The organism is Herbaspirillum rhizosphaerae, assembly GCF_001189965.1.
Classification (GTDB): Bacteria; Pseudomonadota; Gammaproteobacteria; order Burkholderiales; family Burkholderiaceae_D; genus Herbaspirillum; species Herbaspirillum rhizosphaerae.
On record NZ_LFLU01000001.1, the window covers coordinates 302,406 to 329,048 of the forward strand.

17 protein-coding genes and 2 pseudogenes are annotated in these 26,643 nt (G+C 61.3%); 14 read left to right on the plus strand and 5 right to left on the minus strand.

Annotated features, from left to right (window positions below):
• Positions 1 to 91: 91 nt before the first annotated feature.
• From AKL25_RS01355 to htpG, 4 genes are all read right to left on the minus strand, one after another.
• The gene (locus AKL25_RS01355) at positions 92 to 706 is read right to left on the minus strand and encodes a GNAT family N-acetyltransferase (RefSeq protein ID WP_050475842.1); all 615 of its coding nucleotides are present in this window, start codon (positions 704 to 706) and stop codon (positions 92 to 94) included.
• Positions 696 to 1,202, minus strand: a complete 507-nt coding sequence (locus AKL25_RS01360; protein WP_050475843.1) for an FUSC family protein — start codon at positions 1,200 to 1,202, stop codon at positions 696 to 698. The genes AKL25_RS01355 and AKL25_RS01360 overlap by 11 nt, the downstream gene beginning before the upstream one ends.
• 165 nt (positions 1,203 to 1,367) lie before the next feature.
• Positions 1,368 to 1,769 (minus strand): DUF1090 domain-containing protein, encoded by a 402-nt coding sequence (locus AKL25_RS01365; protein WP_050475844.1) that lies wholly within the window; start codon positions 1,767 to 1,769, stop codon positions 1,368 to 1,370.
• Positions 1,770 to 1,918: 149 nt separating this feature from the next.
• Positions 1,919 to 3,832 carry a molecular chaperone HtpG gene (gene htpG, locus AKL25_RS01370; RefSeq protein ID WP_050475845.1) on the minus strand — a complete coding sequence of 638 codons (1,914 nt, stop codon included), beginning with the start codon at positions 3,830 to 3,832 and terminating at the stop codon, positions 1,919 to 1,921.
• Between the two features lie 607 nt (positions 3,833 to 4,439).
• Here htpG and AKL25_RS01375 point away from each other — a divergent pair.
• The 7 genes and pseudogenes from AKL25_RS01375 (at position 4,440) to AKL25_RS01400 (ending at position 19,619) form a co-directional block, all read left to right on the plus strand.
• The gene (locus AKL25_RS01375) at positions 4,440 to 5,885 is read left to right on the plus strand and encodes a TolC family protein (RefSeq protein ID WP_420840693.1); all 1,446 of its coding nucleotides are present in this window, start codon (positions 4,440 to 4,442) and stop codon (positions 5,883 to 5,885) included.
• 17 nt (positions 5,886 to 5,902) lie between these two features.
• The gene (locus AKL25_RS01380) at positions 5,903 to 6,676 is read left to right on the plus strand and encodes an OmpA family protein (protein ID WP_050475847.1); all 774 of its coding nucleotides are present in this window, start codon (positions 5,903 to 5,905) and stop codon (positions 6,674 to 6,676) included.
• Positions 6,677 to 6,750: 74 nt separating this feature from the next.
• On the plus strand, positions 6,751 to 8,055 hold the full coding sequence (locus AKL25_RS01385; protein ID WP_050476105.1) for an HlyD family type I secretion periplasmic adaptor subunit: 1,305 nt from the start codon (positions 6,751 to 6,753) through the stop codon (positions 8,053 to 8,055).
• Between the two features lie 95 nt (positions 8,056 to 8,150).
• Positions 8,151 to 9,824, plus strand: a complete 1,674-nt coding sequence (locus AKL25_RS01390) for a hypothetical protein (protein WP_050475848.1) — start codon at positions 8,151 to 8,153, stop codon at positions 9,822 to 9,824.
• Positions 9,825 to 9,943: 119 nt separating this feature from the next.
• Positions 9,944 to 10,735, plus strand: a pseudogene (locus tag AKL25_RS24790) (ABC transporter transmembrane domain-containing protein); the annotation flags it as partial.
• Between the two features lie 237 nt (positions 10,736 to 10,972).
• Positions 10,973 to 11,584 (plus strand): annotated as a pseudogene (locus AKL25_RS24795) (ATP-binding cassette domain-containing protein); the annotation flags it as partial.
• 67 nt (positions 11,585 to 11,651) lie between these two features.
• Positions 11,652 to 19,619, plus strand: coding sequence for a beta strand repeat-containing protein (locus tag AKL25_RS01400; protein ID WP_240475619.1), 7,968 nt, complete (start codon positions 11,652 to 11,654; stop codon positions 19,617 to 19,619).
• 43 nt (positions 19,620 to 19,662) lie between these two features.
• On the opposite strand, the gene AKL25_RS01405 is transcribed toward AKL25_RS01400, so the two are convergent.
• The gene (locus tag AKL25_RS01405) at positions 19,663 to 21,201 is read right to left on the minus strand and encodes an aminotransferase-like domain-containing protein (protein ID WP_050475851.1); all 1,539 of its coding nucleotides are present in this window, start codon (positions 21,199 to 21,201) and stop codon (positions 19,663 to 19,665) included.
• 186 nt (positions 21,202 to 21,387) lie between these two features.
• On the opposite strand from AKL25_RS01405, the gene AKL25_RS01410 reads away from it, so the two are divergent.
• The 7 genes from AKL25_RS01410 (at position 21,388) to AKL25_RS01440 (ending at position 26,601) form a co-directional block, all read left to right on the plus strand.
• Complete coding sequence (locus tag AKL25_RS01410) at positions 21,388 to 22,413, plus strand: threonine dehydratase (RefSeq protein WP_050475852.1); 1,026 nt, start codon at positions 21,388 to 21,390, stop codon at positions 22,411 to 22,413.
• Positions 22,410 to 22,772: a DUF2917 domain-containing protein gene (locus tag AKL25_RS01415; RefSeq protein WP_050475853.1), complete on the plus strand. Its 363-nt coding sequence runs from the start codon at positions 22,410 to 22,412 to the stop codon at positions 22,770 to 22,772. The genes AKL25_RS01410 and AKL25_RS01415 overlap by 4 nt, the downstream gene beginning before the upstream one ends.
• Before the next feature lies 1 nt (position 22,773).
• Positions 22,774 to 23,364: a LysE family translocator gene (locus AKL25_RS01420; RefSeq protein WP_050475854.1), complete on the plus strand. Its 591-nt coding sequence runs from the start codon at positions 22,774 to 22,776 to the stop codon at positions 23,362 to 23,364.
• Between the two features lie 97 nt (positions 23,365 to 23,461).
• A complete protein-coding gene (locus AKL25_RS01425; protein ID WP_167541843.1) occupies positions 23,462 to 24,331 on the plus strand; it encodes a DMT family transporter in 870 nt (289 codons plus the stop codon).
• 185 nt (positions 24,332 to 24,516) lie between these two features.
• Complete coding sequence (locus AKL25_RS01430) at positions 24,517 to 24,975, plus strand: RidA family protein (protein ID WP_050476106.1); 459 nt, start codon at positions 24,517 to 24,519, stop codon at positions 24,973 to 24,975.
• Positions 24,976 to 25,078: 103 nt separating this feature from the next.
• Positions 25,079 to 26,272, plus strand: coding sequence for an aminotransferase-like domain-containing protein (locus AKL25_RS01435; RefSeq protein WP_050475856.1), 1,194 nt, complete (start codon positions 25,079 to 25,081; stop codon positions 26,270 to 26,272).
• The gene (locus tag AKL25_RS01440; RefSeq protein ID WP_050475857.1) at positions 26,272 to 26,601 is read left to right on the plus strand and encodes a DHCW motif cupin fold protein; all 330 of its coding nucleotides are present in this window, start codon (positions 26,272 to 26,274) and stop codon (positions 26,599 to 26,601) included. Before AKL25_RS01435 ends, AKL25_RS01440 begins: the two co-directional genes overlap by 1 nt.
• Positions 26,602 to 26,643 lie beyond the last annotated feature (42 nt).

Sequence of the window (26,643 nt, forward strand, 5' to 3'; positions counted from 1 at the left end):
AAAAACTCAGGCGATCGCGAGATCGACTGATCGCCGGGTAGCAAGGGAACCGCCGCCGGTTCAGCTTCAACGCTGACCGGCGGCGGTTTTTTTATGTGCGGCCGTCAAACAATCCGGAGGCCCCGGACAGTCCGCCGGCAGCGGCATAGGCCGATTGCAGCAGCCATTGCTCGCGGCGCAGGCGATACAGCACGTGCACCCGCAGCGGGTGCCCGGCCGGCAGGCGCGGATGCTCGAAGTTTTCGTCCACCCGGGTATGCATGCCGATGCGCCGCATCACCGCCTGCGAGCGCTTGTTGCCGGCGGTGGTGAAGGAGACGATCTCTTTCATGCCGAGTACGTGGAAGGCGTGGCTCAGGACGGCTTGTGCGGCTTCGGTTGCGTATCCTTTGCCCCAGGCTTGCGGCGCCAGTCGCCAGCCGATTTCCACCGCCGGCGTGAAATGCGCATTGAACGGCACGCGCAGCAAGCCGACGAATCCTGCAAACGCCAGCTCGCCGGGGATCTCCAGCACCCATAGGCCGAAGCCGTGTTCGCTGATATGTTCCTCAATGCGTTGCACCAGATAGTCGCTCTCGCTGCGGTTGAGTACGGCAGGAAAATAACGCATCACCTCCGGATCGGCGTTCATCGCCGCGCACGGCGCCAGGTCGCTCTTGCGCCATGGCCGCAGCAGGATGCGCGAGCGTCCCGCTTCAGTCGACATGGCGCAGGCGGTTGACGAAACCGATGTACACCACGGTCTGGAGCAGGGCCACCGTGCTGCCGGTGATCACCTCGGCCACGCGCAGCAAGGCCAGGTGCAATTCTTCATGCAAGCCGCCGCCGGCAAACGCCGCCGACATCAGGATCACCACCGTCGCCGGGCCGAGGCGCCAGTTGGTGGGGTAGTTTTGCCACAGCATGGCCACTAGCACCGCCGTCGTCAGCGCGATCAGCATGGACAGAAAGTTGGCGCCGAAAACGACCAGGCACAAACACGCGATGACGGCGCCGGAGATCGTATTGATGAGCCGCGCGCGGAAGTTGGCTTTGGCGATCATCATGTCCGGTTCGGTCACGATGATCAGCGAAATCATCGCCCAGTACGGTTCCGGCAAGCCCAGTGCACGCAGCCCGTACCACAGGATCAGCGAGCCGCTGAGTATCTTGATGAGATAGACCAGCGCATTCTTGCGCGGCGAGAGGAAGTGGAATTCCATGTTGTCATTGTGTGATGGGACGCATCCTTGCCAGGGATGCGGCTTCCATCGTATGTCGGGTGATGCAGAATATCAGATGCGGTAACCGACAATATCGACAATATCGATTGCCGGGAGCCGGTTACCGCAAGTTCCGGCGTGTTGATTGTGTTGCTTGATTACGACCTACCTGGAAAGCGTATCCTTGGCGGCTTGCAGTTCGGCTTCGGCATCGTTCAGTTTCTTTTCCTGCTGAGCGATCTTTTTGGCCTTGCCCTTGGCTTGTGCTTTTTCCAGGTCGGCTTTGCGGGCGGCGACTTTCTCTTCCTTCTTCTTCACGTCGGCTTCGCGCTCGCGGCGCAGGCCTTCATCGGTGCAATGGTTTTCCAGATTCTTTTGGGCGATCTTCAGTTTGGCTTCCTGGGCTTTGTTGCCATGCGCATGCGCCTGTTCGATTTGCATCTGCACGTCTTGTTTCTTTGCGGCGCAGCCGGTCAGGCCGGAATCGGCGGCATAGCCGGTGACTGCCGCGCTCAGGCCGCTCAAGGCGATGATGACGCTTAACGAAAGAACAGGGGATATTTTCATGACGGGCTCCTTGCCGTGAGGGGATGTCGTCCTACTGTATAGGAACAGACGTCGACATGGCAACCAGAAATCCATCGCAAAAAACGAGGCCGTAAACGACAGCAGCGACCCGAAGGTCGCCGCTGTCCGTGCAGTCGCTGTCGCCGGTATTACTTCGACGCCATGCCCAGCAGCATGTCGTTCAGGCGCTTGACGAAGCCGGACGGATCCGTCAGCGCGCCGCCTTCGGCCAGCAGAGCCTGATCGAACAGGATGTTGGCCCAGTCGTCGAACTTGGCTTCTTCATACTTCAGGCGTTGCACCAGCGGGTGATCCGGGTTGATTTCCAGGATAGGCTTGGCATCCGGCGCAGCTTGTCCGGCGGCTTTCAGCATGCGCACCAGGTTGCCCGACAATTCGTCTTCATCCGCCACCAGGCAGGTCGGCGAATCGGTCAGGCGGAAGGTGACGCGCACATCCTTGGCCTTGTCGGCCAGCGAGGTCTTCATCTTCTCGACCAGATCCTTGAACTGGGTCTCGGTTTCTTCGTGCAGCTTCTTCTCGGCTTCGTTTTCCAGCGAGCCGAGGTCAAGGCCGCCCTTGGCCACCGATGCCAGTTCCTTGCCGTCGAAGTCTTGCAGGAAGGACAGCATCCATTCGTCGACGCGATCGGTCAGCAGCAGGACTTCCACGCCTTTCTTGCGGAAGATCTCCAGATGCGGGCTGTTCTTGGCCGCATGGAAGTTCTCGCCGGTGACGTAGTAAATCTTGGTCTGACCTTCCTTCATGCGGCCGATGTAATCGGCGAACGAAGTGGTTTGCGCGTCGGAATCGTTGTGCGTCGAGGCAAAGCGCAGCAGCTTGGCGATGCGCTCCTTGTTGGCCGCGTCTTCGCCGATGCCTTCTTTCAGCACCTGGCCGAACTCGGTCCAGAAGCCGGCGTACTTGTCTTTCTGTTCTTGCTCGTCGCTGTTGGCCAGCTCTTCCAGCAGGCTCAGCACGCGCTTGGTCGAGCCTTCGCGGATCGCCTTGACGTCGCGCGACTCTTGCAGGATTTCACGCGAGACGTTCAGCGGCAGATCGGCCGAATCGATCACGCCCTTGACGAAGCGCAGGTAGACCGGCATCAGTTGTTCGGCGTCGTCCATGATGAACACGCGCTTGACGTACAGCTTGATGCCGCCGCGCTTGTTGCGGTCCCACATGTCGAACGGCGCGCGGGTCGGGATGTACAGCAGCTGGGTGTATTCGCTGCGGCCTTCGACGCGGTTGTGCGTGTATGCCAGCGGTGCGCCGAAGTCGTGCGAGATGTGCTTGTAGAACTCTTCGTACTGCTCGGGCGTGATGTCCGACTTGCTGCGCGTCCACAGGGCGCTGGCCTGGTTGACGGTTTCCAGTTCGTCTTTCTGGACGGTTTCTTTTTTCTCTTCGTCCCATTCTTCCTTCTGCATCAGGATAGGCAGCGAGATATGGTCGGAGTACTTGCGGATGACCGACTTCAACTGCCACGACGACAGGAACTCGTCTTCGCCTTCGCGCAGGTGCAGGATGATGTCGCTGCCGCGGTTCGGCTTATCGATTGCTTCGATCGAGAATTCGCCTGCGCCTTCGGATTCCCAGCGCACGCCTTCATTGGCCGGGGTGCCGGCGCGGCGGGTTTCGACCGTAATGCGGTCGGCGATGATGAAACCGGAGTAGAAGCCCACGCCGAACTGGCCGATCAGCGCCGCATCCTTTTGCTGGTCGCCGGACAGTTTCGAGAAAAATTCCTTGGTGCCGGACTTGGCGATCGTGCCCAGATGGGAGATCGCTTCATCGCGGTTCATGCCGATGCCGTTGTCGGAGATGGTGATCGTGCGTGCCGCCTTGTCGAAGCTGACCTTGATCTTCAGTTCAGGATCGTTCTCGAACAGGGCGCTGTTGTTGATCGCTTCGAAGCGCAGCTTGTCGGATGCGTCGGAGGCATTGGAGATCAGTTCGCGCAGAAAAATTTCCTTGTTGGAATACAAGGAGTGGATCATCAGTTGCAACAGCTGTTTGACTTCGGCCTGAAAGCCCAGGGTCTGTTTCTCGGGTGCTGCCATGTACTTACCTCGTGAATGAAAGAGTATTTTCTTAACAACATGTCAGGAAATGCCTGAATGTCGCGACCGCGTATTGTAAGGAGAATGCGGTTAGTTGGGCGATTTTCAATGGGCTGTCGAAGAAATTGTTTGCGAGCAATGAAGTGTACGAACGGTCGTACATGTAACCATAAATTCATATTTCCCTTGAAGAAACTTGATAGAATTTATTGTTTTTTTTGTAACGCGAGCAGCTAGTTTTCGAGGCCTCACGTATAATTCGGCAGCAACTAAATGCCCCAAAAGAATACACAACAAGAAGATATGGCAGTTATCGGGGACGATCGAAGTCGGTCTGTTTGATGGCTTGTTGAAATTCTTTCGTATAAGGGGGAGGGCGGCCAGTTCTCATGCTGGTCTGTTGTATCTGACAATGACATATAGAAATACCAGGTTAGTCTTTGGTGCATTGGTTTTTTCGGTCGCGTCGCAGGCATTTTCTGCAGTTGACACGCCCGCTGCCTTTCCGCTCCCTAATGATAAATTTCCTTCCGGCAAGCTAAAACCCGGAATGTTGTCGCTCGCCCAGGCAAAAACCGATGAAAAGCCGTTGGATGTGCCTCCTCAAATGCGAGTAAGGCCCGAAGGCGAGGAAGATTCCATCATCCGGCCCGGCAAAAATGCCGATAGCAAGGACGAACTGGTCAGCGGCGACTCCAATGACGAGATTCTGGCGATGTTGCGCCAGGCCGACCCGGATTTCTCGGGAAGCTCCATCGATTTGCCTGCGGTAGAGGTCGAAACGGTGGACGACAAGGAAGTGCCGTTCCTGACCCTGGATCAGGTCCTGGATCTGGCGCTCAACAACAGTTACAGCTACGCCGCCACTTCCGCGCAGGCCGATCAGGCCAACTATGCGGCCAAAGGAGCGCTCGGACAAATGGGGCCGACGCTCGATGTGCGTACACAAAAAGGCCGGGAATATTCCTCGCCGGCATCGATCCGCGACGAGAACGGCAATATCATCGCGGCCGACCAGCATAAGCGCTGGGATGCGACGCTGATCGGCCGCCAGCCGATCTTCGCCGCCGGTTCTTACTTCGATTTCCAGAAGCAGCGTGCGATGTCGCGCGCTGCCGATCAGCGCCGCGACGATGCGCGCGAGTCGCTGTATTACGCGGCCATCAAGGCCTACTACGATGTGTTGCGCACCTACGCATCGCTGTCGTTTTCGCGCAGTTACGCCAAGCGCATGAATGATTTGCTCGACTACATGCGCAAGCGCGTCGAGGGCGGCGGCGCCAGCAAGCTCGACTACGATCGCGTGCGCGGCCGTGCGCTGCAGGCCGAAGGTACCGTGGCCGACAACGAGGGTGCGCTGGAAAGCGCCATGGTTTCGTTGGTGCAACTGATCGGCCGGCGTGTGCAGCAAGTGCAGGTGCCGGAACGCATGATGCCGATCGTGCCGCCGACATCGCGCGTTGCCTTGCAGGATGTCTACGAGTCCAATCCGGGTATTCGCGCCGCGCGCAGCGACGCCGATGCCGTCCGCGAAGAATTGAAATCGGCGCGTTCGAGGTTTTCGCCGACCTTTGCCGTCGAATGGACCCAGACCAAAACCCGCGGCGCCGGCGGCGACCAGACCCTGACCACGGACCGCCGCCTGATGCTGGTCATGACCATGAACTTGCTCAACGGCGGCACGGATATGTATTACCAGAGCCAGATCGGCGCCAAGCTGGTGGAAAAAAGCAACACCGCCGCCGATCTCGAACGCAAGCTCAAGGAACAGATCGAGATCAACTACCGGACCCTGGGCGCAGTGAAAAAGCGCATGCCGCTCTCGCGCGATGCCTATTCAACCAACGCCGGCGTGGCGGATGCATCGCTGGAACAAATGTTTACCGGCGGCAAGCAATTGCTCGACGTGCTTGACGCCTACCAGCAGGCTTATCAGACGCGCATGGATTTTGCTGTGTTGTTGTTTCAGCAAGCGGACATCAGTTATCAAATTTTACGAAACACCGGCCGGGCATGGACGCCGCCCGGGGACAAAGCGCCTGCGGGCAAATAGGGAAGGTCTGGGGATCGATGGATAGCGGAAAAGAACAGAATTTCTGGCCGGGGTTTGTGGACGCGCTGTCTAACGTCGTCCTGGTCATGATCTTCGTGGTGGTCGTGTTCGTCGTGACGCTCTTCTACTATTCGCAGAAGCTGGCGGAGATTCGCGTCAACAAGATGGTCACCAAGGGCATGGTCCAGACCCAGACCGGTTCCACCAAGGTCAAGCCCGACGAGGTCAATGCCCCCGAAGGCCAGGACGCCGACACCGCGCGCCTGAAGAGCGAAAACCGCGACAAGTCCGACGAGATCGAAAAGCTCAGGCGCGAAATTTCCCAGCTCAAGACCCAGCAAGCCGCGCCGCCTTTGCAGGCTTCAGCCGGCAGCCTGCGCAGCAATGCCGCCAGCAGCGGCAACAACAATATCCAGGTGCGCATCGAGAAGTCCAAGGAAATCGCGCCCGGCGTCGCCATCCAGGGCGGCGACAAGGCGGTGGTGCTGAACTTCGAAAAAGACGCCACCGAGCTCAATGACGCGAGCAGCAAGACCCTCGACGGCAGCATCGGCGAGTGGGTCAAACAGGTCAAATCGAAGCAAGGCAAGATCGTCATCACCGGGGTGATCGGTTCGGCCGAGTTCAGCGAAGCGCGCCGCCGCGCCTATTACCGCACCGTCGCGGTGCGTAACCACCTGATCGACGCCGGCGTCGAAAAGGAACGCTTGGTCAGCCGGGTAGCGACTTCCGAGAACAGCACCGAGAGCAACGCGCGCGTGATCATCCAATATCAGGCGGGTGAAAAATGACGACGCTTCCCGACGACAAATTGCGTTGGGATTTGCGTCTGCGGCTGGCGTTGCGCCGCCGCAGTTATCAACTGATGCGTCTGATCGCACCCAAGGTGGACAGTCAACTGGGCGACCACCGGCAATTGCCGCGTCCGCGTCTGTTCATCCTGATTACCGTCGGCATATTGCTGTGCCTGCTGGTGTGGTCGTGGTTCGCCAAAATCGACATGGTGGTGCGCGGCGCCGGCCGTATCGTCGCCTCCGAACACAATCAGATCATTCAGCATCTGGAAGGCGGCATCGTCTCCGCCATCCTGGTGCGCGAAGGCGCCGCCGTCAAAAAGGGCCAGACCCTGATTTCGATTGCCGACGTGCGCGCCAATGCCGATCTGGGTGAAGGCAACGTCAAGATCCTCGGCCTGCGCGCCCGCGTGGCGCGCCTCAAGGCGGAAGCGGGCGGGGCCTCGTCGGTGACCATGCCGGCCGATCTCAGGAATGACGATCCCGCGGTGCAGAGCGAGCTGGCTTCCTTCACGGCGCGCCAGGCCAAGCTGACGCAAGAGCTGAGCGTCTTGCGCGAACAATCGGCGCAACGCCAGGCGGAAGTCGGCGAAGCCGTCAGCCGCCAGAAGAGCCTGATCTCCGAATACGATCTGGCGCAGCGCCAGTACAAGCTGGTGCACGGCATGTTCGAGCGCAACGCCGCCTCGCAGCTGGAAGACATCCAGTCGCTGTCCAAGGCGCAGGATGCGCAGAGCCGCCTGTCCGCCACCAATGCCATGATTCCGCGCCTGAATGCGGCGATCGCCGAAGCGCAGGCCAAGATGGGCGAAGCATCTTCGCGTTTCCGTGCCGATGCGCGCGGCGACCTGACCGTCAGCGAGAACGAACTGGCGCGCCTGCAGGAAGAAATCAAATCGCGCAACGACCGCGTCTCGCGTTCGGAAGTGCGGGCGCCGATGGACGGCGTGGTCAACCGGGTGCTGATGAACACCGTCGGCGGCGTGGTCAAGCCGGGCGACGCCATCATCGAAATGACGCCGACCGACGACAAGCTGGTGATTGAAGCCAAGGTGTCGCCGACCGACCGCGCCCAGCTGGTGACCGGTGCGCCGGCACGGGTGAAAGTGTCTGCCTACGACTACGGCGTCTACGGCGCGATGAAAGGCGTGGTGACCGAAGTCAGCGCCGACACCGTGCCGGAAGAACGCGGCGAGCGCTTTTACCGGGTCAAGATCGAAGTCACGCGCGACCCGCGCGAGATCGATCATAGCGTGGCGCTCATGCCCGGTATGACCGCTACCGCCGACATGATCGTCGGCCGCCGCACCGTATGGCAATACCTGATGTCGCCGCTGAACCGGTTCGGCCAGACCGCGCTGCGGGAGCCGCGATGAAACACGATGGCCGCGATGGCGTCATGAGGTCGCAATGAACAAGCCGTATCCTGATTATTTAATTATTTGTTTTCCTTTTTTCGGAACCTGATCGTATGAAAAACCTGCGCAATTTTTATGCCCTTGCTGCGATTCCGTCCATGTTCCTGCTACTGGGCGGCTTCCTGTTCAGGGATTTCGTGCTGCATGCGATCCGGATCAATCCCTTCCTGAACCTGTTCATCATCAGCGTGGCCGTGTTCGGCGTTTCGCTGATCGTCTACAACATCTGGCGCGTGAACTGGGAATACAACAAGCTGATGCTGTTTTACGCGCGCGTGAACGGCGGCGAAGAGATGATGGAACTGGCCAAGGCGCCGGAATTCCAGAACAGCGAAATCGGCAAGGTGCTGACCAGCGTCGCCAGCACCAAGGGCCGCCTGACTTCGCGTATCGAACAGGAAACCATTGAGCGCTCCTTGTCGGACCTGCAGGCGCATCTGGAAGCCAAAACCGAATTCCCGCAATTCCTGACCGGCTTCATGATCGCGCTCGGCCTGCTCGGCACCTTTATCGGCCTGCTGGAAACCCTGGTCGGCACGGCTGCGCTGATCGACGGCTTCGGCAAGGCGACCCAGGGCGGCGACATGGATGCCTCCTTCATGCATCTGGTGTCCGATCTGCAAAAACCGCTGGCCAGTATGGGCACCGCGTTTTCGGCATCGATGTTCGGTCTGATCGGTTCGCTGGCCCTGGGCCTGACGCTGACGCCGCTGCGCGCCGCCGGCAAAAAGCTGACTGGCAGTGCGCGCGAATGTATCAGCGACATGGTGCAGCACGTCATCCACGACATGAGCGGTCCGGCCGCCGGCGCTTCCGGCCGTCAGGGCGTATCGGAGCAATTCCTCGCTGAGTTCCTGCAAGACTTGATGGTGCTGCAGCGCGAATCCATCATGGCGTCGCGCGCCAGCTCGGAAGCCTCGATGCAGGCCGGTATCAAGCTGGAAGGCATGAACGACCGCCTCAACAACATCGTCGAGCTGTTCCACGCCAGCATGGAAGAATCGAAGAACCTGCGCCAGCTGGTCTCTTTCGGCCCGCGCATGCACGAAGTCGGCCAGCAGACCCTGGAAGAAATCCGCAACGTCGGCCAGATCATCAATCAAAAAATGACCTCCGCGCGCGACCTGACCCAAAGCCTGTCGCTGCTGGAAGAGCGCCTGTCGGTCAATGGCGATATCGCCCTGCGCAGTTTCGACATGTTGCCGAAGATCGTCTCGACCATGGAAAGCGGCCAGGTGTCGCTGTCGTCGGCGCTGACTTCCCTGCAGGCGCAGCAGTCGGAAGCCGCCAACATGACCGAGAAAACGGCGCAGCACATCGCGCAGATGCCGACGCTGCTCAACCAGATCTCCATCCGCATCGCCGACGAACTCGGTGCGATCCAGCATCAGGGCGAAATCCACTCGGCCGTGTCCGAGCGTCTGGGCGAACTGGGCAAGGCCATCGGCGAGAACTCCAGCAACATGACGCGCGACGCGCTGTCGTCGCGCCAGCTGCAGATCGACCTGGCCAAGCACATGGCGATGATGAACGACCGCGTCAAGAACCTCGGCGCCATCCCGACCTCGATGACCTCGATCACCGAAGCGCTGATGCGTCAGAACATCAACACGCAAACCGTGATCGACGAAATGCGCAGCGGCCGCGTGACCATGGTCAAGGATTTGCGTCTTGAAATCCGCGAAGCCCTCCGCGAGATTTCGTCATCCAAAAAGGAAAACACCTGATCTTCATCTTTACCTGACCAGAACCCGACGACCTCATGAACGAAAGCGACCAAATCCACGTCGATCAGCCGCAAGCCGATTTGCGCTCCCTGCGCAAGGACCCGGTGTATCTGACGCTGATGCGCGCCTACGGCAGCCGCTTCGTCGAGATCATCGTGGCCGGCGTGCTGATCAACGTGTTCGGCCTGTTCATGCCGATCTATTCGCGGCTGGTGTACGACAAGGTGATCGGCAACCACATTCCGGAAACCTTGTGGGCGCTGACGCTGGGCATGGGTTTGTTCATCGTGCTGGAACTGATCCTGCGCGTGATCCGGGTGTATTACATCGAGCAGCTGGCGGGACGTTTCGACATCGAATTCGATGGCGCCTCGGCGCGCCGTTTGCTGGAATCCAAAGTGACGGCGCCGGTCGGCGTGGTGCTGGCCAAATACCGCGACCTCAGCAACGCCCGCGACCTGCTGTCGTCGAACTACATGCTGGTGCTGGTCGACCTGCCTTTCCTGCTGCTGTATCTGGTGGCGCTGGGCATGATCGGCGGGCATATCGTGTGGGTCATGCTGGTGGGCGGCGCGATCCTGGTGAGCGCGCAATTGCTGTGCAAGATCCCGGCCACCGATTACGGCAACGCCGCGATGAAATCCGGCATCGGCAAGACCGACAAGCTGGCCAGCCTGGTGTTCGGCATGGAGACGCTGAAGACCTCGCCTCTGCAATACCGGCTGCTCAAGACTTTCCTGTCGGACGCCGCCGACAATGCGGTGGGCATGGCCAAGAGCCGTTTCTGGATGAATGTCGGCTACGCCACGTCGGCCGTCGGCAATACCTTCATTTCGGTTGCGACGCTGGTGGTCGGCGTGTATCTGGTGGAAGACAATCAACTGACCGTCGGCGCGCTGATCGCCAGTTCGCTGCTGATCAGCCGCGCCACCTCGATGACGTCGTCGGTGGCGACGGTGTTGGGACGCCTGGAAATGTTCAGGCGCGCACGCGCCGCATTCGAAGACATGTTCGACGACGAGGGCGGCGGCGGGGCGCAAGAAGTCGCCGACGTCTTGCGGCAGGACATGAGCGGCCTGATCCAGGTGGTCAATCTGACGCTGCATCTGGACAAGAACGAAAAGCCGGCGCTGGACAACGTCTCGCTGACGATCAGGCCGGGCGAGAAGGTCGGCATCGTCGGTCGCTCAGGTTCCGGCAAGAGCAGCTTGCTGCGTGCACTGGCCGGCTTGCACAGGGTCGAGCCGGGCAAGGGCCAGGTGCTGATCGACGGCGTTGCGGTGACGGCCTATGCAACGCCGGTGCGCATGCGTTGCATCGGCTACAAGCCGCAGGAACCTTTCATTTTCGACGGCAGCCTGGCGTCCAATATTTTTGTCGGCGATCGCATCGACAGCAAAGTGTATGAAACGGCGCTGGCGGTTTCCAGCGTGGACGACCTGATTGCGCGCGGCGAACTGCGCCTGGACCAACTGCTGAAAGCGCCCGGCAACCTGTCCGGCGGCCAGCGGCAGATGGTGGCGCTGGCGCGCACCGTGGCCGGCATGCCGACCGTGATGCTGCTGGATGAGCCGACCACCGGCATCGACCAGACCACCGAGACGCGCATCATCGAGCGTCTTCGTGCATTTTCGGCGCAGCGCACGGTGGTGATTGCAACCCACAGCACCGCGCTGCTCAAACAGATGGATCGCATCATCGTGCTCAACGACGGCAAGATCGTCGCCGACGGGCCGAGTGCGCAGATATTGCAGCAATAGTTTAGCGATAGTTGTAGCAAACAAGAATTCGTGAATTTGTAATTAATCTCCGATAGCGAGGTTTTCCATGGCAACTGCACCAAAACCTACTCCAGCAAAATCCGGCGATGCCGGCAAGACTGCCAATGCTGCTAATGCTGCCAATCCCGTTGCCGGCTCTGCCAGCGTGGCGATGCCCGATCAGGGCGGCAGCTATCACCTGAATGTGCCGCGCAGCGCGGTCAAGCATGTGCAGGTGGTGGACGTCGACATGGTGCTGGAGATGGCGGACGGCAGCAAAACAGTGCTGGCCGGCGGTGCTCTGGGAGCAATGGATGACAACTCCAAGGTTATCTTCAACGACGCGCCGCAGAATACCTCCGGCCTGTTTGATCTGGTCGGCAAGATTCCGCTGGCGAACAGCGATCAGTCGAAGATCCTCAATTCGGATCCCACCGCCGACGCCGCTGCGGACAATCACTTCACCTCCAACAACAATGCGCAGATCAATCCGGCCGCGACCAGCCAGCTGGCGAAGGTCATTCAGGAGAACGCCGGTTCGCTGACCAGTAACGGCTTGCAGAATCTGGCCTTGCCGTCGATCCCGGTTCCGCCGGCGCCGCCGGCGTCGAACGGCGCCGAGGTGCAGATCAAGCTGCTGTCCCCGGTGATCCAGGAACGTCCGGGAGCGGCATTGACGGATCCCGTGGTGGGACCGCAGACGCCGGCGATGAATCTCAACCTGGTCAACCTGACCACGCAGACGCAGGTCGGCAGCGTGCTGTTCGGCAGCGGTGGCAATGCCGCGTCGGCGTCGGACGGCTCCAACGCCGTGCAGTTCGCGCCGCAGATCATCAATGCCGGTAATGACGTGCATACCATTTATGCCACGAGCAGCACCACGCAAAATGCCTTCATCAAGATTTTCGAACTCAATGTCACCGGCGACGGCACCGTCAAGACGATCACCATCAGCGGCGTGCCGTCGACGATGACGATCCTCAATGCGGTCAGCCTGGGCGGCGGCGTCTACCAGATCACGCCGAATGCCGGCGACAAGTCGTTTGCGCTGCAAGTGCAATACACCACACAGGTAGCCGATCCGACGCAGGCGACATCGCCGACGTCGACGATCAGTTTCGATGTGGCGGTGCTGACCGCGGATGGCATCACGCACCTGATGGATTCGCGCGTGGTCGTCATCAAGGATGCCAGCGCCTATACCGATCTGACCTATCTCGATCCTGCCACCGGCAAGAGCGTCTGGGTGTTGCCGGCGCAGGGCGTGCCGCATGAGATCCATGCCGGCGACGGCGGCGTGACCATTTACGGCAGCAACGCCAACGATTCGCTGTATGGCGGCGCCGGCGTCGATACCATCATCGGCGGCAGCGGCAACACTTACTTCCAAGGCAATGCCGGCGCCGACGTATTGACCGGCGGCACGCAAGGCGTCAATACCGCGGGTTACAAGACATCCACGGCCGGTGTGACAGTCGATCTGACCACCGGTCTGGGCACCGGCGGCGATGCGCAAGGCGATGTGCTGAGCAATATCCAGAACCTGATCGGCAGCGCCTACAGCGACACGTTCGTGGCGAACGACAAGGTTAACCGCCTCGACGGCGGCACCGGCGGCTCGGACACCGTGTCCTATTCGGCCTCCACTTCCGGCGTGACGGTCAACCTGATCACCGGGACCGGCACCGGCGGCTATGCCGAGGGCGACACCTATGTCTCGATTCAGAACGCGACAGGCAGCGCCTACAGCGACGTATTCATCGCCAATACGCTGGCCAATCATTTCGATGGCGGCAGCGGCGGTTCGGATACGGTCTCCTACGCCAGCTCGACCGCCGGCGTGAACGTCAACCTGAGCACCGGCGTGGGTACCGGCGGTTCGGCTGCGGGCGATACTTACGTGCATATCCAGAACGTCATCGGCAGCGCCTTCAACGACACCTTCGTCGCCAATATCGACGCCAACAGTTTCGACGGCGGCAGCGGCGGTCTGGACACCGTCAGCTATGCCAATTCGGCGGCCGGCGTGTCGGTCAACTTCGTCAGCGGCCGCGGCGTCGGCGGCGATGCCGAAGGCGACACTTACAACCGTATCCAGAACGTCATCGGCAGCGCCTTCAACGACACCTTCATCGCCGGCCCCGACAGCCGCAACTTCGATGGCGGCAGCGGCGGCTCCGACACCATCAACTATGGCGCCTCCAACGCCGGCGTCACGGTCAACATGGTGACGATGACCGGCAGCGGCGGTTATGCGCAGAACAATACCTACGCCAATATTCAGAACGCGACCGGCAGTTCGTATTCGGACACTTTCATTTCCAGCGCCGTGGCCAACCATTTCGATGGCGGCCTGGCCGGTTCGGATACGGTCAGCTATGCGCTGTCCAACGCCGGCGTCACGGTCAGCCTGTACGACGGCACGGCCAGCGGCGGCTATGCGCAGGGCGATACGCTGGCGCATATCCAGAATGTGATCGGCAGCAATTTTGACGACACCTTCATCGCCAGTTCGGACGTCAACAATTTCGACGGCGGCGGCGGCGTCAATACCGTCAGCTACTTTTATGCCACAGGCTCGGTCACGATCGACCTGACCAATACCATCGGCACCGGCACCGGCGGCAGCCTGTACGCCAACGGCGACTCCTTCACGAATATCCAGAATCTGGTCGGCGGCGCCTCCGACGACACTTTCATCGCCAGCGCCGACGCCAACAAGCTCGACGGCGGCGTCAGCACCGCCGGTTCGCACAATCGCGTCAGCTACGCGGCATCGAATGCCGCCGTGACCGTCGACCTAAACTTTACCAACGGCACGGGCACCAGCGGCGGCTATGCGCAGGGTGATCAGCTGTCCAATATCCAGGATCTGACCGGCAGCAATTTCGACGACACCTTTGTCGCCAACCTGGCGAACAACAACTTCGACGGCGGTGGCGGTTCGAACCGCGTCAGCTATGCATCGTCGAACGCTGCGGTGACAGTCGATCTGGTCGATGGCACCGGCGCCGGCGGATATGCCGCAGGCGATACCTATGTCAATATTCAGAACGTGACGGGCAGTGCATTCAACGACACCTTCATCGCCAGCGCAGCGGCCAATGCATTCAACGGCGGCAGCGCCGGCAGCGATACGGTCAGCTATGCGCGCGCCAGCGACGGCGTGGGCGTTACCGTCAACCTGGTGACCGGGGCCGGCAGCAACGGTTTTGCCGCGGGCGACACGTATGCCAATATCCAGAACGTCATCGGTTCGTCCTATAACGATATTTTCGTCGCCTCCAACGACGTCAACCGTTTTGACGGCGGCGGCGGTTCGGATACCGTCAGCTATGCGTCGTCGGGCGCGGCCGTGACCGTCGATCTGGTGGCCGGAACGGGCACGGGAGGCTATGCGCAGGGCGATACCTACGCCAACATCCAGAACGTGATCGGCTCTTCCGCGGACGACCTGTTCATCGCCAGCACGGCAGCCAATGCGTTCGAAGGCGGCGTCAGCACGGCGGCGTCGCATAATCGCGTGAGCTACGTCAATTCGACCGTGGCCGAGACGGTCAACTTGTTTATCGGCGCAGGCACCGGCGGCCTCGGCAGTTTTGCCAACGGCGATACGTACAGCAATATCCAGGACGTGACCGGCGGTTCGGGGGACGATATTTTTGTGGCCAGCGCCGCAGCCAACAATTTTGACGGCGGCACCAGCACCGCGGCTTCGCATAACCGCGTGAGCTATGCCAACTCGACCGTAGCGGAAACCGTCAATCTCTTCACCGGCAACGGCAGCGGCGGCGCCGGCAGTCTGGCCAATGGCGACACCTATGTCAACATCCAGGATGTCACCGGCGGCACCGCGGACGATCTGTTCATCGCCAGCGCCGCCGCCAACAAGTTCGACGGCGGCACCAGCACGGCAACCTCGCACAATCGCGTCAGCTATACCAATTCGACCGTGTCGGAAACCGTCGACCTGTATCTCGGCACGGGCAGCGGCGGCGCCGGCAGCCTGGCCAACGGCGATACCTACACCAATATCCAGGATGTCACCGGCGGCACGGCCGACGATACGTTTGTCGCCAGCACGGCAGCCAACGCGTTCGACGGCGGCAGCGGTTCGCTGCACAACCGCGTGAGCTACGCCAATTCGACCGCAGCAGAAACGGTCGACCTGTTCCTCGGCAGCGGCAGCGGCACGTTCGCCGCAGGCGATACCTACGTCAATATTCAGGACGTCACCGGCGGCTCCGGCGACGATACCTTTGTCGCCAGTCTGGCTGCCAACAGCTTCGACGGCGGCACCAGCACGGCCACTTCGCACAATCGTGTCAGCTACGCCAATTCGGCCGCGTCGGAAACCGTCAACTTGTTTACCGGTGCAGGTACCGGTACGCTGGCGCAAGGCGATACCTATACCAATATCCAGGACGTCACCGGCGGTTCGGCCGACGACTTGTTCATCGCCAGTGCGGCCGCCAACAACTTCAACGGCGGCGCCAGCACAGCGACCTCGCATAATCGTGTCAGCTACGTCAACTCGACGGCTTCGGAAACGGTCGACCTGTTCGTCGGCGCCGGCACCGGTACGCTGGCGCAAGGCGACACCTATATCAATATTCAGGATGTCACCGGCGGCACAGCGGACGATACGTTTATCGCCAGCGCGGCCGCCAACAACTTCGACGGCGGCACCGGCTCGTTGCACAACCGCGTCAGCTATGCCAATTCGATCGTGTCGGAGACGGTCAATCTGCTCACCGGCGCAGGCACGGGCGGCGCCGGCAGTTTGGCCAACGGCGATACCTACACCAACATCCAGGACGTGACCGGCGGCTCGGCCGACGATTTGTTCATCGCCAGCGCGGCCGCCAACAAATTCGACGGCGGCACCGGTTCGCTGCATAACCGCGTCAGCTACGCCACGTCGACCGTTGCGGAGACGGTCAACCTGTTTACCGGCGCCGGTACGGGCGGCGCCGGCAGCCTGGCCAACGGCGACACTTATACCAACATCCAGGACGTGACCGGCGGCACTGCCGACGATATCTTCGTCGCCAGCGCGGCGGCCAATAATTTCGACGGCGGCACCGGCTCTGTGCACAACCAGGTCAGCTACACCAACTCGACGGTAGCGGAGACGGTCGACCTGTTTCTCGGCGTCGGCACCGGCGGCGCCGGCAGCCTGGCCAATGGCGACACGTATACGAATATCCAGGACGTCACCGGCGGCAGCGCCGACGACACCTTCATCGCCAGCCTGGCCGCCAACAAGTTCGACGGCGGCACCGGTTCCCTGCATAACCGCGTCAGCTACGCGAACTCCGGCGCATCGGAAACGGTCAATCTGTTCACCGGAGCAGGCACGGGCACCCTGGCGCAGGGCGATACGTATACCAACATCCAGGACGTCACCGGCGGCTCGGCCGACGATCTGTTCATTGCCAGCGCAGCAGCCAACAAATTCGACGGCGGCGCCAGCACGGCCACTTCGCATAACCGCGTGAGCTACGTCAATTCGACCGTGTCGGAAACGGTCAACCTGTTTAGCGGCGCCGGCACAGGCGGCACCAACAGCCTGGCCAACGGCGACACCTATACGAATATTCAGGACGTCACCGGCGGTTCGGCGGACGACATTTTTGTCGCCAGCGCGGCCGCCAACAACTTCGACGGCGGCACCAGCACCGCAACGTCGCACAACCGCGTCGACTATTCCAATTCGACCGTCGCGGAAACCGTCAATCTCTTCACCGGCGCAGGCAGCGGCGGCACCGGCAGCCTCGCGGCAGGCGATACCTACGTCAATATCCAGGACGTAACGGGCGGCTCAGGCGATGATATTTTCATCGCCAGCGCAGCCGGCAACAAGTTCGACGGCGGCACAGGGTCGGATACGGTCAGCTACGCGGCGGCCAACGACGGCAACGGCGTCACTGTGAATCTGAATACGGGCGCGGGTACCGGCGGATTCGCCGCCAATGACACCTATACCAGTATCGAGAACGTCATCGGCACGCAATACGACGACACCTTTGTCGGCAACGCCTCCGCCAATACGTTCGACGGCGGTACGGCCGGCAGCGACACGGTCAGCTATGCCGGTTCCAGCGCGGCGGTCACCGTCAATCTGAGCGTGGGCGGCGGCACCGGCTCGGGCGGATTCGCGCAGGGCGATACCTACATCAGCATCGAGAACGTGATCGGCGGCAGCGGCAACGATATCCTCACCGGCGCTTCGACCGGCGCGACGGTGCTGACCGGCGGGGCAGGCGGCGATACGCTGACCGGCGTCGCCGCGAATCGCGCCAATACTTACGCCAGCTATGCCGGTTCCGGCAGCGCCGTGACGATCGACCTGAACTTTACCAACGGCACCGGCACTTCCGGCGGCGATGCTGCCGGCGACAAGCTCAGCTTCATCGACAACCTGATCGGCAGCGGCAACGACGACACCTTCATCTCCAACTCGCAGGCCAACAGTTTCGACGGCGGCGCGGGTTCCGATACGGTCAGCTACATCAGCTCGACTGCAGGCGTCACCGTCAACCTGAGCAACAACTCCGCAGGTTCCGGAGGTTATGCGCAAGGCGACACCTACGCCAACATGGAAAACATCATCGGCAGCACCTTCGCCGACATACTGACCGGTGCTGCAGCGGGCAAGACCGTGCTGACAGGCCTGGGCGGCGGCGACACGCTGGCCGGCACTGCGGGCAATCATGCCAATACCTATGCCAGCTATGCCGGCTCCGCTACCGGCGTCACGGTCGATCTGAATTTCATCGACGGCACCGGCACCTCCGGCGGCGATGCTGCAGGCGACAAGCTGAGCCTGATCGACAACCTGATCGGCAGCAGCTTCAACGATACCTTTGTGGCCAACAATATCGCCAACAGTTTCGACGGCGGCGCGGGCGGCGTCGACACCGTGAGCTATCTGTCCTCGAATGCCGCAGTGACGGTGGATTTGTCCAATACCACCGGTAGCGGCACCAGCGGCGGTTATGCGGCCGGCGACAAATTCACCGGCATCGCCAATATCATCGGCAGCAACTTCGACGACACCTTCTTTGCCAGTGCTGCCGCCAATGCCTTCAACGGCAGCAGCCACGGCGCCAACGGCGATACGGTGAGCTATGCGCGCTCCAACGTCGGCGTGCTGGTGGACTTGTACAACCACGTCGGCGGCGACGCGGTGACCGGCGTGACTTCGTTTGCGAACGGCGACACCTACACCAATATCCAGAACGCGACCGGCGGCGGCGGCAACGATACTTTTGTGGCCGACGGCAATCTCAACCGATTCGACGGCGGCGCGGGTATCGATACGGTCAGCTATCAATACTCCACCACCACCGCGATCACGGCCGATCTGGGGAATCACGTAGGCACCGGCGGCGATGCCGCGGGCGACACGTATGCCAACATCGAAAACCTGACCGGCAGCGCCAACGTCAACAGCACGCTGATCGGCGACGCCAACGCCAACACGCTGACGGCGCTCGGCACCACCAACACCAACGTGCTGCAGGGCGGCGGCGCCGGCAGCGGCACCGACATCTACAATGTCCAGCAGGGTGGAACCAACAGCGTCACCACCGGCAGCGGCGCCAATACGATCAACGTCAGCGCCGGTTCGCACAGCGCGCTGGGCGCACAGAGCGACATGGTCAACCAGACTACCGGCGCGACCAACATCTCCAGCATCAACGGCAGCCTCGGAACCACGACCTTGCACTTTGACGACCTGGGCAGCTCAATCACCCTGGCCAATTTCTCCAACAAGGTCACCGGCATCACGACCCTGGACATGACGAGCGGCTCCGGCACCAATATCGTGATCACCGCCACCGACGTCATCAACATGGGCATCGCCAGCGGCGCCACTTCGCATATTCTCACCGTCAAGATGAGCAACACCGAGAGCTTGCAGATCGCGGCCAACGGATCGGACCACTACGTCTACTTCCCCGGTACGACCGACTATGCGTTCTACAACGCGTCCAATCAGGAAATTGCACGGATCCACCTGGCCTGATGCTGTTTTATCCGCTACCTGATTCAAACAGGTAGCGGACATTTCACCTGCCCAGCTCTTCATCCAGAAAACGCCAGATGCCGGGGTCGCTCATGCTGGCGACATTGATGCGCATCTTGGTGGACGGCAGCTGGTTCGGCGAGAACAGGCTGCCCGGCGCCAGCAGAAATCCCTGCGCCATCGCTTTTTCCGTCAATACATTGGTGTCGCGTCCGGCGTCGGTCCAGATGAACATGCCGCTGGCGGTCGCCAGGCCGGTGTCGAGGCCGACCCGCTCCAGTTGCCGCACCACCTTGTCGCGCACGCCGTTGAGGCGATTGCGCAAACGCTCGGCATGTTTGCGGTAGTGGCCTTCGGACAAAATCTTGTAGATCACGCGCTCGCCGATTTCACTGGTGGTCAGGGTCGACAGCATCTTGCGGTCGGACAGATGGCGCGCCAGTTCGGGTGAGGTCGCGATGAAGCCGACGCGCAGGTTGGCCGACAGCGTCTTGGAAAAACCGCCGAGATAAATCACCCGCTGCAGCTGGTCCAGCGCCGCAATGCGCGTGGCCGCCTGCACGCCCGCGCCGGGGTGCATGTCGCAGTAGATGTCGTCTTCCACGATGGTGAAATCGTGCTCTTCCGCCAGGCGCAGAATCTGGAACGCCTTGGCCGCCGACAGCGAGGTCGAGGTCGGGTTGTGCAGCACCGAATTGATCACGTACAGGCGCGGTTTGTGCAACGCCGCCAGCTCGGCCAGCTTGGCGATATCGGGGCCGTCGGCCAGGCGCGGGATGCCGACCACTTTCGCGCCCATCGCCGCAAACGAGCCGAACATCAGAAACCAGGCAGGATCGTCGACGAAGATCACATCGCCGGGCCGCAGGAAATGGCGCGCGACGATGTCCAGCCCCTGCGTCACGCCCGAAGTCATGACGATCTGCTCCGGCGCGGCGGTGATTTCCAGCTCGGCCAGTTTCAGTTGCAGTTGCTGGCGCAGCGGCAAAAAACCTTGCGGCGTGCCGTAGGTCAGCAGCAGCGACTGATTTTGCCGTCCCACCGAACGCAGGCCGTTGCCGATCAGGTCGCCGTCGAGCCAGTCCGGCGGCAACAAGCCGCCGCCCGGCATCTTTTGCGGCGGCATCTGGCGGAACATGTTGCGTACCAGCCATACCACATCGAGTTGCTGCGGCTGGGCAGCACCGTTGTCAAACGCGCCATGTTCATTGCCGGATTGAGCAGGATTGCTGCGTAGCGGCAAAACTGTACCGGTCGTTGCGGCGCCGGCGACAGGTGAACGCTCCCGCACATAAAACCCCGATCCGCGCCGCGATTCCAGAAAACCCTGCGCCACCAGGCGGTCATAAGCTTCCACCACGGTGAAGCGCGATACGCTGTGCAAATCCGCGAATTGTCGTATCGATGGCATGCGCGCGCCGGTGCGCAGCAGCTTGTCGTCAATGCGCGACTGTACGGTGCGCACGATCTGATCGACCAGCGAATCGCCGCTTTCGCGCGACAATAGGGGCAGCGTCGTCGGCGCATTGGCAGAGGAGGCAGGCGAGGTGACAGGCTTGAGTCGGGTAGCTGTATTGGTCATTTGGCCGTGACAATGTTCGAGATTATTTGTCTAAGTGTACTGGTACTGTACTGGTAATGTCGATTAGGATAGACCCATGTCATGACCGGAGTCAATCGGCCCACAGCGGATAGGCGACAGTTGATGAAGTGACTACGACGCTTGTTGTTGCGAGCGCCCAGAAGACCCAGATGCAGGAGATGAACCATGAATGACTTGTTGCCAACCCACGCCGAGATCGAGCAAGCCGCCAAGGCCGTGTATGCCGCCATGCCGGCCACACCGCAATATTCCTGGCCGCTGCTCAATATTGCGCTGGGCACCGAGGCCTGGGTCAAACATGAGAATCATACGCCGACCGGCGCCTTCAAGATCCGCGGCGGTCTGGTCTACCTGCAGGCATTGGCGCAACTGCCGCCGGCGCGGCGCGTGCGCGGCGTGATTTCCGCCACCCGCGGCAACCACGGACAGTCGGTCGGTTTCGCTGCACGCCGTTACGGCATCGCCGCCACCATCGTCGTCCCGCAAGGCAACAGCAAGGAAAAAAATGCCGCCATGCAGGCGCTCGGCGTCGAGCTGGTGGAGCACGGCAAGGAGTTCCAGGAAAGCCGCGAGCATGCGGCAATGCTGGCCGAACGCGATGCGCTGCACATGATTCCGTCGTTCCACCGCGACCTCGTCGCCGGCGTGTCGACCTACTGGATGGAGTTGCTGCGCGCCCAGCCGGATCTCGACGTGCTGTTCGTCCCGATCGGCCAGGGCTCGGGCATTTGCGCCGCCGCCGCCGCACGCCGCGCACTGAACGTGCGCACCCGCATCGTCGGCGTGGTGTCGGCGCATGCACAGGCTTACAAGCTGTCGTTTGAAAGCCGCAGCAAGATCGAGTCGCCGGTCAGCACGCTGATCGCCGACGGCATGGCCTGCCGGGTACCGGACGATGCTTCGCTGGCGGTGATCCTGGATCAGGTGGACGAAGTGATCGCGGTCAGCGACGACGAAGTGGCCGACGCCATGAAGCTGTATTTCACCGCGACGCATAACGTTGCCGAAGGCGCGGGCGCCGCGGCGCTGGCGGCGGCCATGCAGGTCCGCCATCGCCTGCAAGGGCAACGCATCGGCCTGACGCTGTCGGGCGGCAACGTGGATCACGACATGTTCGCGCAGATCCTCTGCCGTCCGGACGCAGGGCAGGAGCAACAGCAAACATCGGCAGACAACAGGAGGGCGGCATGACCAGGCTGACACAACAGCATCATCACCTGCATCTCGGCAGCGGCGCGCTGGCGACCGGCAAGTTCGAACGCAGCCGTCTGCTGCTGGTGCGTCGCGGCCATGTGTGGATTACGCAGGAAGGCCGTCCGGAAGACTTCTGGCTCAGCGCCGGCGATGCGCTCATCGTACAGCCGGGCAAGATGGTGGTGATCGAAGCCGCCATCGCCAGCGAGATCTATCTGGAACACCGCGCTGAACTGACATTGCCGCTGTGGCTGAAGACGCGCTGCCTGGCGATGCGCTCGGCCTGGCAACGGCGGTTCGGCAAGCCCGGCAGGTTTGCGCGCACCGGCCTGGCGCCGCGCCGGGGAGGGTATTGAGATGGAGGCGCTGTTGCCGCTGGCGTCGTTCGCTTTCGTCACTTCGATCACGCCGGGGCCGAACAACATCATGCTGACCTCGTCGGGCGTGTGGTTCGGTTTCGTGCGCTCGATTCCGCATATGCTCGGGATCACCTTCGGTTTTGCCGTGCTGCTGGCAATCTGCGCCGCCGGCATCGGCAGCCTGGTGGTGGCGGTGCCGGCGGTGCATGTGCTGCTCAAGGTCGCCGGCTCCGCTTACTTGCTCTATCTGGCGTGGAAGCTGCGCAGCATGCGCTTCAGCCAGGATGTGCGCGCCGACGTGCGGCCGATGTCCTTCCTCGGTGCGGCCTTGTTCCAGTTCGCCAATCCCAAGGCATGGGTGATGGCGATTACCGGCGCATCGGCGTTCTTGCCGCTGATACAGCCGGTGTGGCTGGCGATTGCGATTTACTGCCTGGTGTTCAGCGTGGTGAACTTGCCGTGCGTGAGCGTGTGGGCCGGCGCCGGTGCGGTGCTGCGGCGTTACCTGACGCAGCCGCTGTGGCGTGCACTATTCAGCGGCGTGATGGTGGCGCTGACGATCTATTCGGCGGTGGCGATCTGGCTTTGAGCAGTGCGCATCATCGTTGAGCGCACCTCATCCACATAAAACAAGAAGGAAAGAGATGACCGAAAAAGCAAGAGGTGCAATAAGCGCACCAAAATCAATGAGCCTTGAATCAAAAGGCATGTGGCTGGGCTTTGTCGGCGTTGCCGTCTTCAGCCTGACGCTGCCGTTCACGCGCATCGCAGTGGCCGAATTGAACCCGGCCTTCGTCGCCTTCGGCCGCGCGCTCGTCGCGGCAATCTGCGCCATCGGCATGCTGTGGCATCTCAAGGCGCCGCGTCCGACCATGTTGCAGGTGCGCGGCTTGCTGATCACGGCGCTGGGCGTGGTGGTAGGTTTTCCCTTGTTCTCGTCGATCGCCATGCACTATGTGCCGGCTGCGCATGGCGCAGTGGTGGTGGGCCTGTTGCCGCTGGCGACGGCCTTGTTCGGCGCCTTGCGTTTTGGCGAGCGTCCTTCCCTCGGCTTCTGGATTGCCGCACTGATCGGCAGCGCCATCGTGATCGTTTTTGCGTTGCGCCAGGGCGGCGGCAGTTTTCATCCGGCCGATTTCGCCTTGTTTGCCGCGGTGTTTGCCGCTGCGATGGGCTATGCGGAAGGCGGCCGCCTGTCGCAGGCCATGGGCGGGCAGCAGGTGATCTGCTGGGCGCTGGTGCTGTCCTTGCCGGTGGTGTTGCCGGTCACGGTCTGGCTGGGCTGGCATTACGGCGTGGATGCTTCGCCACAGGCATGGGGCGCGTTTGCCTATGTCTCGCTGTTCTCGATGTTCATCGGATTTTTCTTCTGGTACAAGGGCCTGGCGCTGGGCGGCATTGCGCGAGTCGGGCAAGTGCAATTGCTGCAACCTTTCATGACGCTGGTAGGCGCCGCGGTGATCGTCGGCGAACCGCTGGATGCGAGCAACCTGATGTTTGCGACGGCGGTTATTGTCGTTGTGGCAATCGGCAAGCGCATGGCGATCAAACGTTGAACTGCGTGATAACCCCGCGCTAATTCAGTCCCGACAACGCTTTTCACGATGTTCTCCGTCACAAAGTCGCGATATTTGCGATAATGGCGGATTCCAGTTGTTTCATTTCTAAACGTGCTGCCTTGCCGGGCGTCAATACCGATATTGACGCCGGACATTCCAGCCACAGCAAACAGGAGCACCGCATGTCCGTCTACGAAAAACTCAAAGCCCTGAATATCGAATTGCCAGCCGTCGCAGCACCGGCTGCCGCCTACGTCATGTACGCGCAAGCAGGCAACACCGTATTCCTGTCCGGCCATCTGGCCAAGAAGGACGGCAAGGTCTGGGTTGGTCAGTTCGGCAAGAACATCACGACGGAAGAGGGCAAGCTGGCAGCCCGTGCGGTAGCGATCGATTTGCTGGCGACATTGCAAGCAGCTTGCGGCGGCGACCTGACACGGGTCAAGCGCATCGTCAAGCTGATGAGCCTGGTCAACTCGACCGGCGATTTTACGGAACAACATCTGGTGACCAACGGCGCATCCGAGCTGATCGGCGAATTGTTCGGCGAGCAAGGCAAACATGCGCGTTCGGCCTTCGGCGTGGCGCAGATTCCGATGGGCGCGTGCGTCGAGATCGAGCTGATCGCCGAACTCGCTTAAGCGACCGCCACCCCCCTTCAGGCAAGCCGTCGGACCGGCCTGTGACCGGTCCGGGCTTTGTCATCTACGTTACTTGTACGTTACCCAATTTTTGGCAGGCAATATGAAAATCGAAAATCCCAATCCACTCCAGTGGAATTTCTCCAAACGTTCGCAGCAGCTGCAAAGCTCGGCCATCCGCGAAATCCTGAAGATCACCATGCGTCCGGAAATCACCTCGTTCGCAGGCGGTCTGCCGTCGCCGGCGACCTTCCCGGTCGAGCGCATGAAAGCGGCTTTCGACACCGTGCTGACCAATCAAGGCAAGATCGCGCTGCAATACGGTCCGACCGACGGCTACGGCCCGCTGCGTGAATGGGTGGCCGATTCGCTGTCGACCGACGGCGCGAAGATCCTGCCGGAGCAAGTGCTGATGGTCTCCGGTTCGCAACAAGGCCTGGACCTGCTGGGCAAAGTGCTGATCGACGAAGGCAGCAAGGTGCTGGTCGAAACGCCGAGCTATCTGGGCGCGTTGCAGGCATTCTCGATCTACGGTCCGGATTTCATCTCGGTGCCGAGCGATGAACAAGGCCTGATCCCTTCGGCGGTGGAAGAACTGGGGAAGGGCGCGCGCCTGCTGTACTCGCTGCCGAACTTCCAGAACCCGACCGGCCGCACGCTGCCGCTGGATCGCCGCCTGGCGCTGGTGGAAGCCTGTGCCCGCATCGGCCTGCCGCTGATCGAAGACGATCCGTACGGCGCGCTGAGCTATCGCAACGATCCGCTGCCGAAGATGCTGAACATGAATCCGTCCGGCGTGATCTACATGGGTTCGTTCTCCAAGGTGCTGACGCCCGGCATCCGCCTGGGCTACGTGGTGGCGCCGGTGCCGCTGATCCGCAAGATGGAACAAGCCAAGCAAGCCGCCGACCTGCACACGGCGCAACTGACGCAGATGGTGGTGTACGAAGCGGTCAAGGACGGCTTCCTGCAAACGCATATCCCGACCATCCGCAAGCTCTACGCCGACCAATGCCAGGCCATGCTGGATGCGCTGCAGACCTACTTCCCGGCAGGCGCCAGCTGGACCAAACCGGAAGGCGGCATGTTCATCTGGGTCACGCTGCCGGCGCATATCGACAGCGGCGAGTTGCTGAAAGAAGCGGTCGAGCAGCACGTGGCCTTCGTGCCGGGCGCGCCGTTCTACGCCAACGAACCGCAACACAACACGCTGCGCCTGAGCTTCGTCACCGTGCCGCCGGAAAAAATCCGCGCCGGCGTCGAACGCCTGGGCAAACTGATCGCCGCCAAGCTGTAATGGAAATCGGCAACCTGCCGTTCGGGACGACCGACTGGAACACAGTCGAGCGTACCGAGCACAAGGGCGACAGCGGCATGGCCTACTGGCGCACGCGCCAGTTCGGCCCCATCCGCGTACGCATGGTCGAATACACGCCGGGTTACCTGGCCGATCACTGGTGTAAGAAGGGGCACGTCTTGCTGTGCATGGAAGGCGAATTGCACACCGAGCTGGAAGACGGCCGCACCTTCCTGCTCACCGCCGGCATGAGTTATCAGGTGGCCGACAACGCCGAGGCGCATCGCTCGTCGACGGCAACGGGAGCAAAACTCTTCATCGTCGACTGACCGGCAAGCTGGTAAAAATACAGGCGTAAAAAAATCGCAGGG

Bases quoted from the DNA above. Each gene is read 5' to 3' on its own strand.
- AKL25_RS01355 (WP_050475842.1), bottom strand. From the start codon at position 706: ATGTCGACTGAAGCGGGACGCTCGCGCATCCTGCTGCGGCCATGGCGC.
- AKL25_RS01360 (WP_050475843.1), bottom strand. From the start codon at position 1,202: ATGGAATTCCACTTCCTCTCGCCGCGCAAGAATGCGCTGGTCTATCTC.
- AKL25_RS01365 (WP_050475844.1), bottom strand. From the start codon at position 1,769: ATGAAAATATCCCCTGTTCTTTCGTTAAGCGTCATCATCGCCTTGAGC.
- htpG (WP_050475845.1), bottom strand. From the start codon at position 3,832: ATGGCAGCACCCGAGAAACAGACCCTGGGCTTTCAGGCCGAAGTCAAA.
- AKL25_RS01375 (WP_420840693.1), top strand. From the start codon at position 4,440: ATGCGAGTAAGGCCCGAAGGCGAGGAAGATTCCATCATCCGGCCCGGC.
- AKL25_RS01380 (WP_050475847.1), top strand. From the start codon at position 5,903: ATGGATAGCGGAAAAGAACAGAATTTCTGGCCGGGGTTTGTGGACGCG.
- AKL25_RS01385 (WP_050476105.1), top strand. From the start codon at position 6,751: ATGCGTCTGATCGCACCCAAGGTGGACAGTCAACTGGGCGACCACCGG.
- AKL25_RS01390 (WP_050475848.1), top strand. From the start codon at position 8,151: ATGAAAAACCTGCGCAATTTTTATGCCCTTGCTGCGATTCCGTCCATG.
- AKL25_RS01400 (WP_240475619.1), top strand. From the start codon at position 11,652: ATGGCAACTGCACCAAAACCTACTCCAGCAAAATCCGGCGATGCCGGC.
- AKL25_RS01405 (WP_050475851.1), bottom strand. From the start codon at position 21,201: ATGACCAATACAGCTACCCGACTCAAGCCTGTCACCTCGCCTGCCTCC.
- AKL25_RS01410 (WP_050475852.1), top strand. From the start codon at position 21,388: ATGAATGACTTGTTGCCAACCCACGCCGAGATCGAGCAAGCCGCCAAG.
- AKL25_RS01415 (WP_050475853.1), top strand. From the start codon at position 22,410: ATGACCAGGCTGACACAACAGCATCATCACCTGCATCTCGGCAGCGGC.
- AKL25_RS01420 (WP_050475854.1), top strand. From the start codon at position 22,774: ATGGAGGCGCTGTTGCCGCTGGCGTCGTTCGCTTTCGTCACTTCGATC.
- AKL25_RS01425 (WP_167541843.1), top strand. From the start codon at position 23,462: ATGAGCCTTGAATCAAAAGGCATGTGGCTGGGCTTTGTCGGCGTTGCC.
- AKL25_RS01430 (WP_050476106.1), top strand. From the start codon at position 24,517: ATGTCCGTCTACGAAAAACTCAAAGCCCTGAATATCGAATTGCCAGCC.
- AKL25_RS01435 (WP_050475856.1), top strand. From the start codon at position 25,079: ATGAAAATCGAAAATCCCAATCCACTCCAGTGGAATTTCTCCAAACGT.
- AKL25_RS01440 (WP_050475857.1), top strand. From the start codon at position 26,272: ATGGAAATCGGCAACCTGCCGTTCGGGACGACCGACTGGAACACAGTC.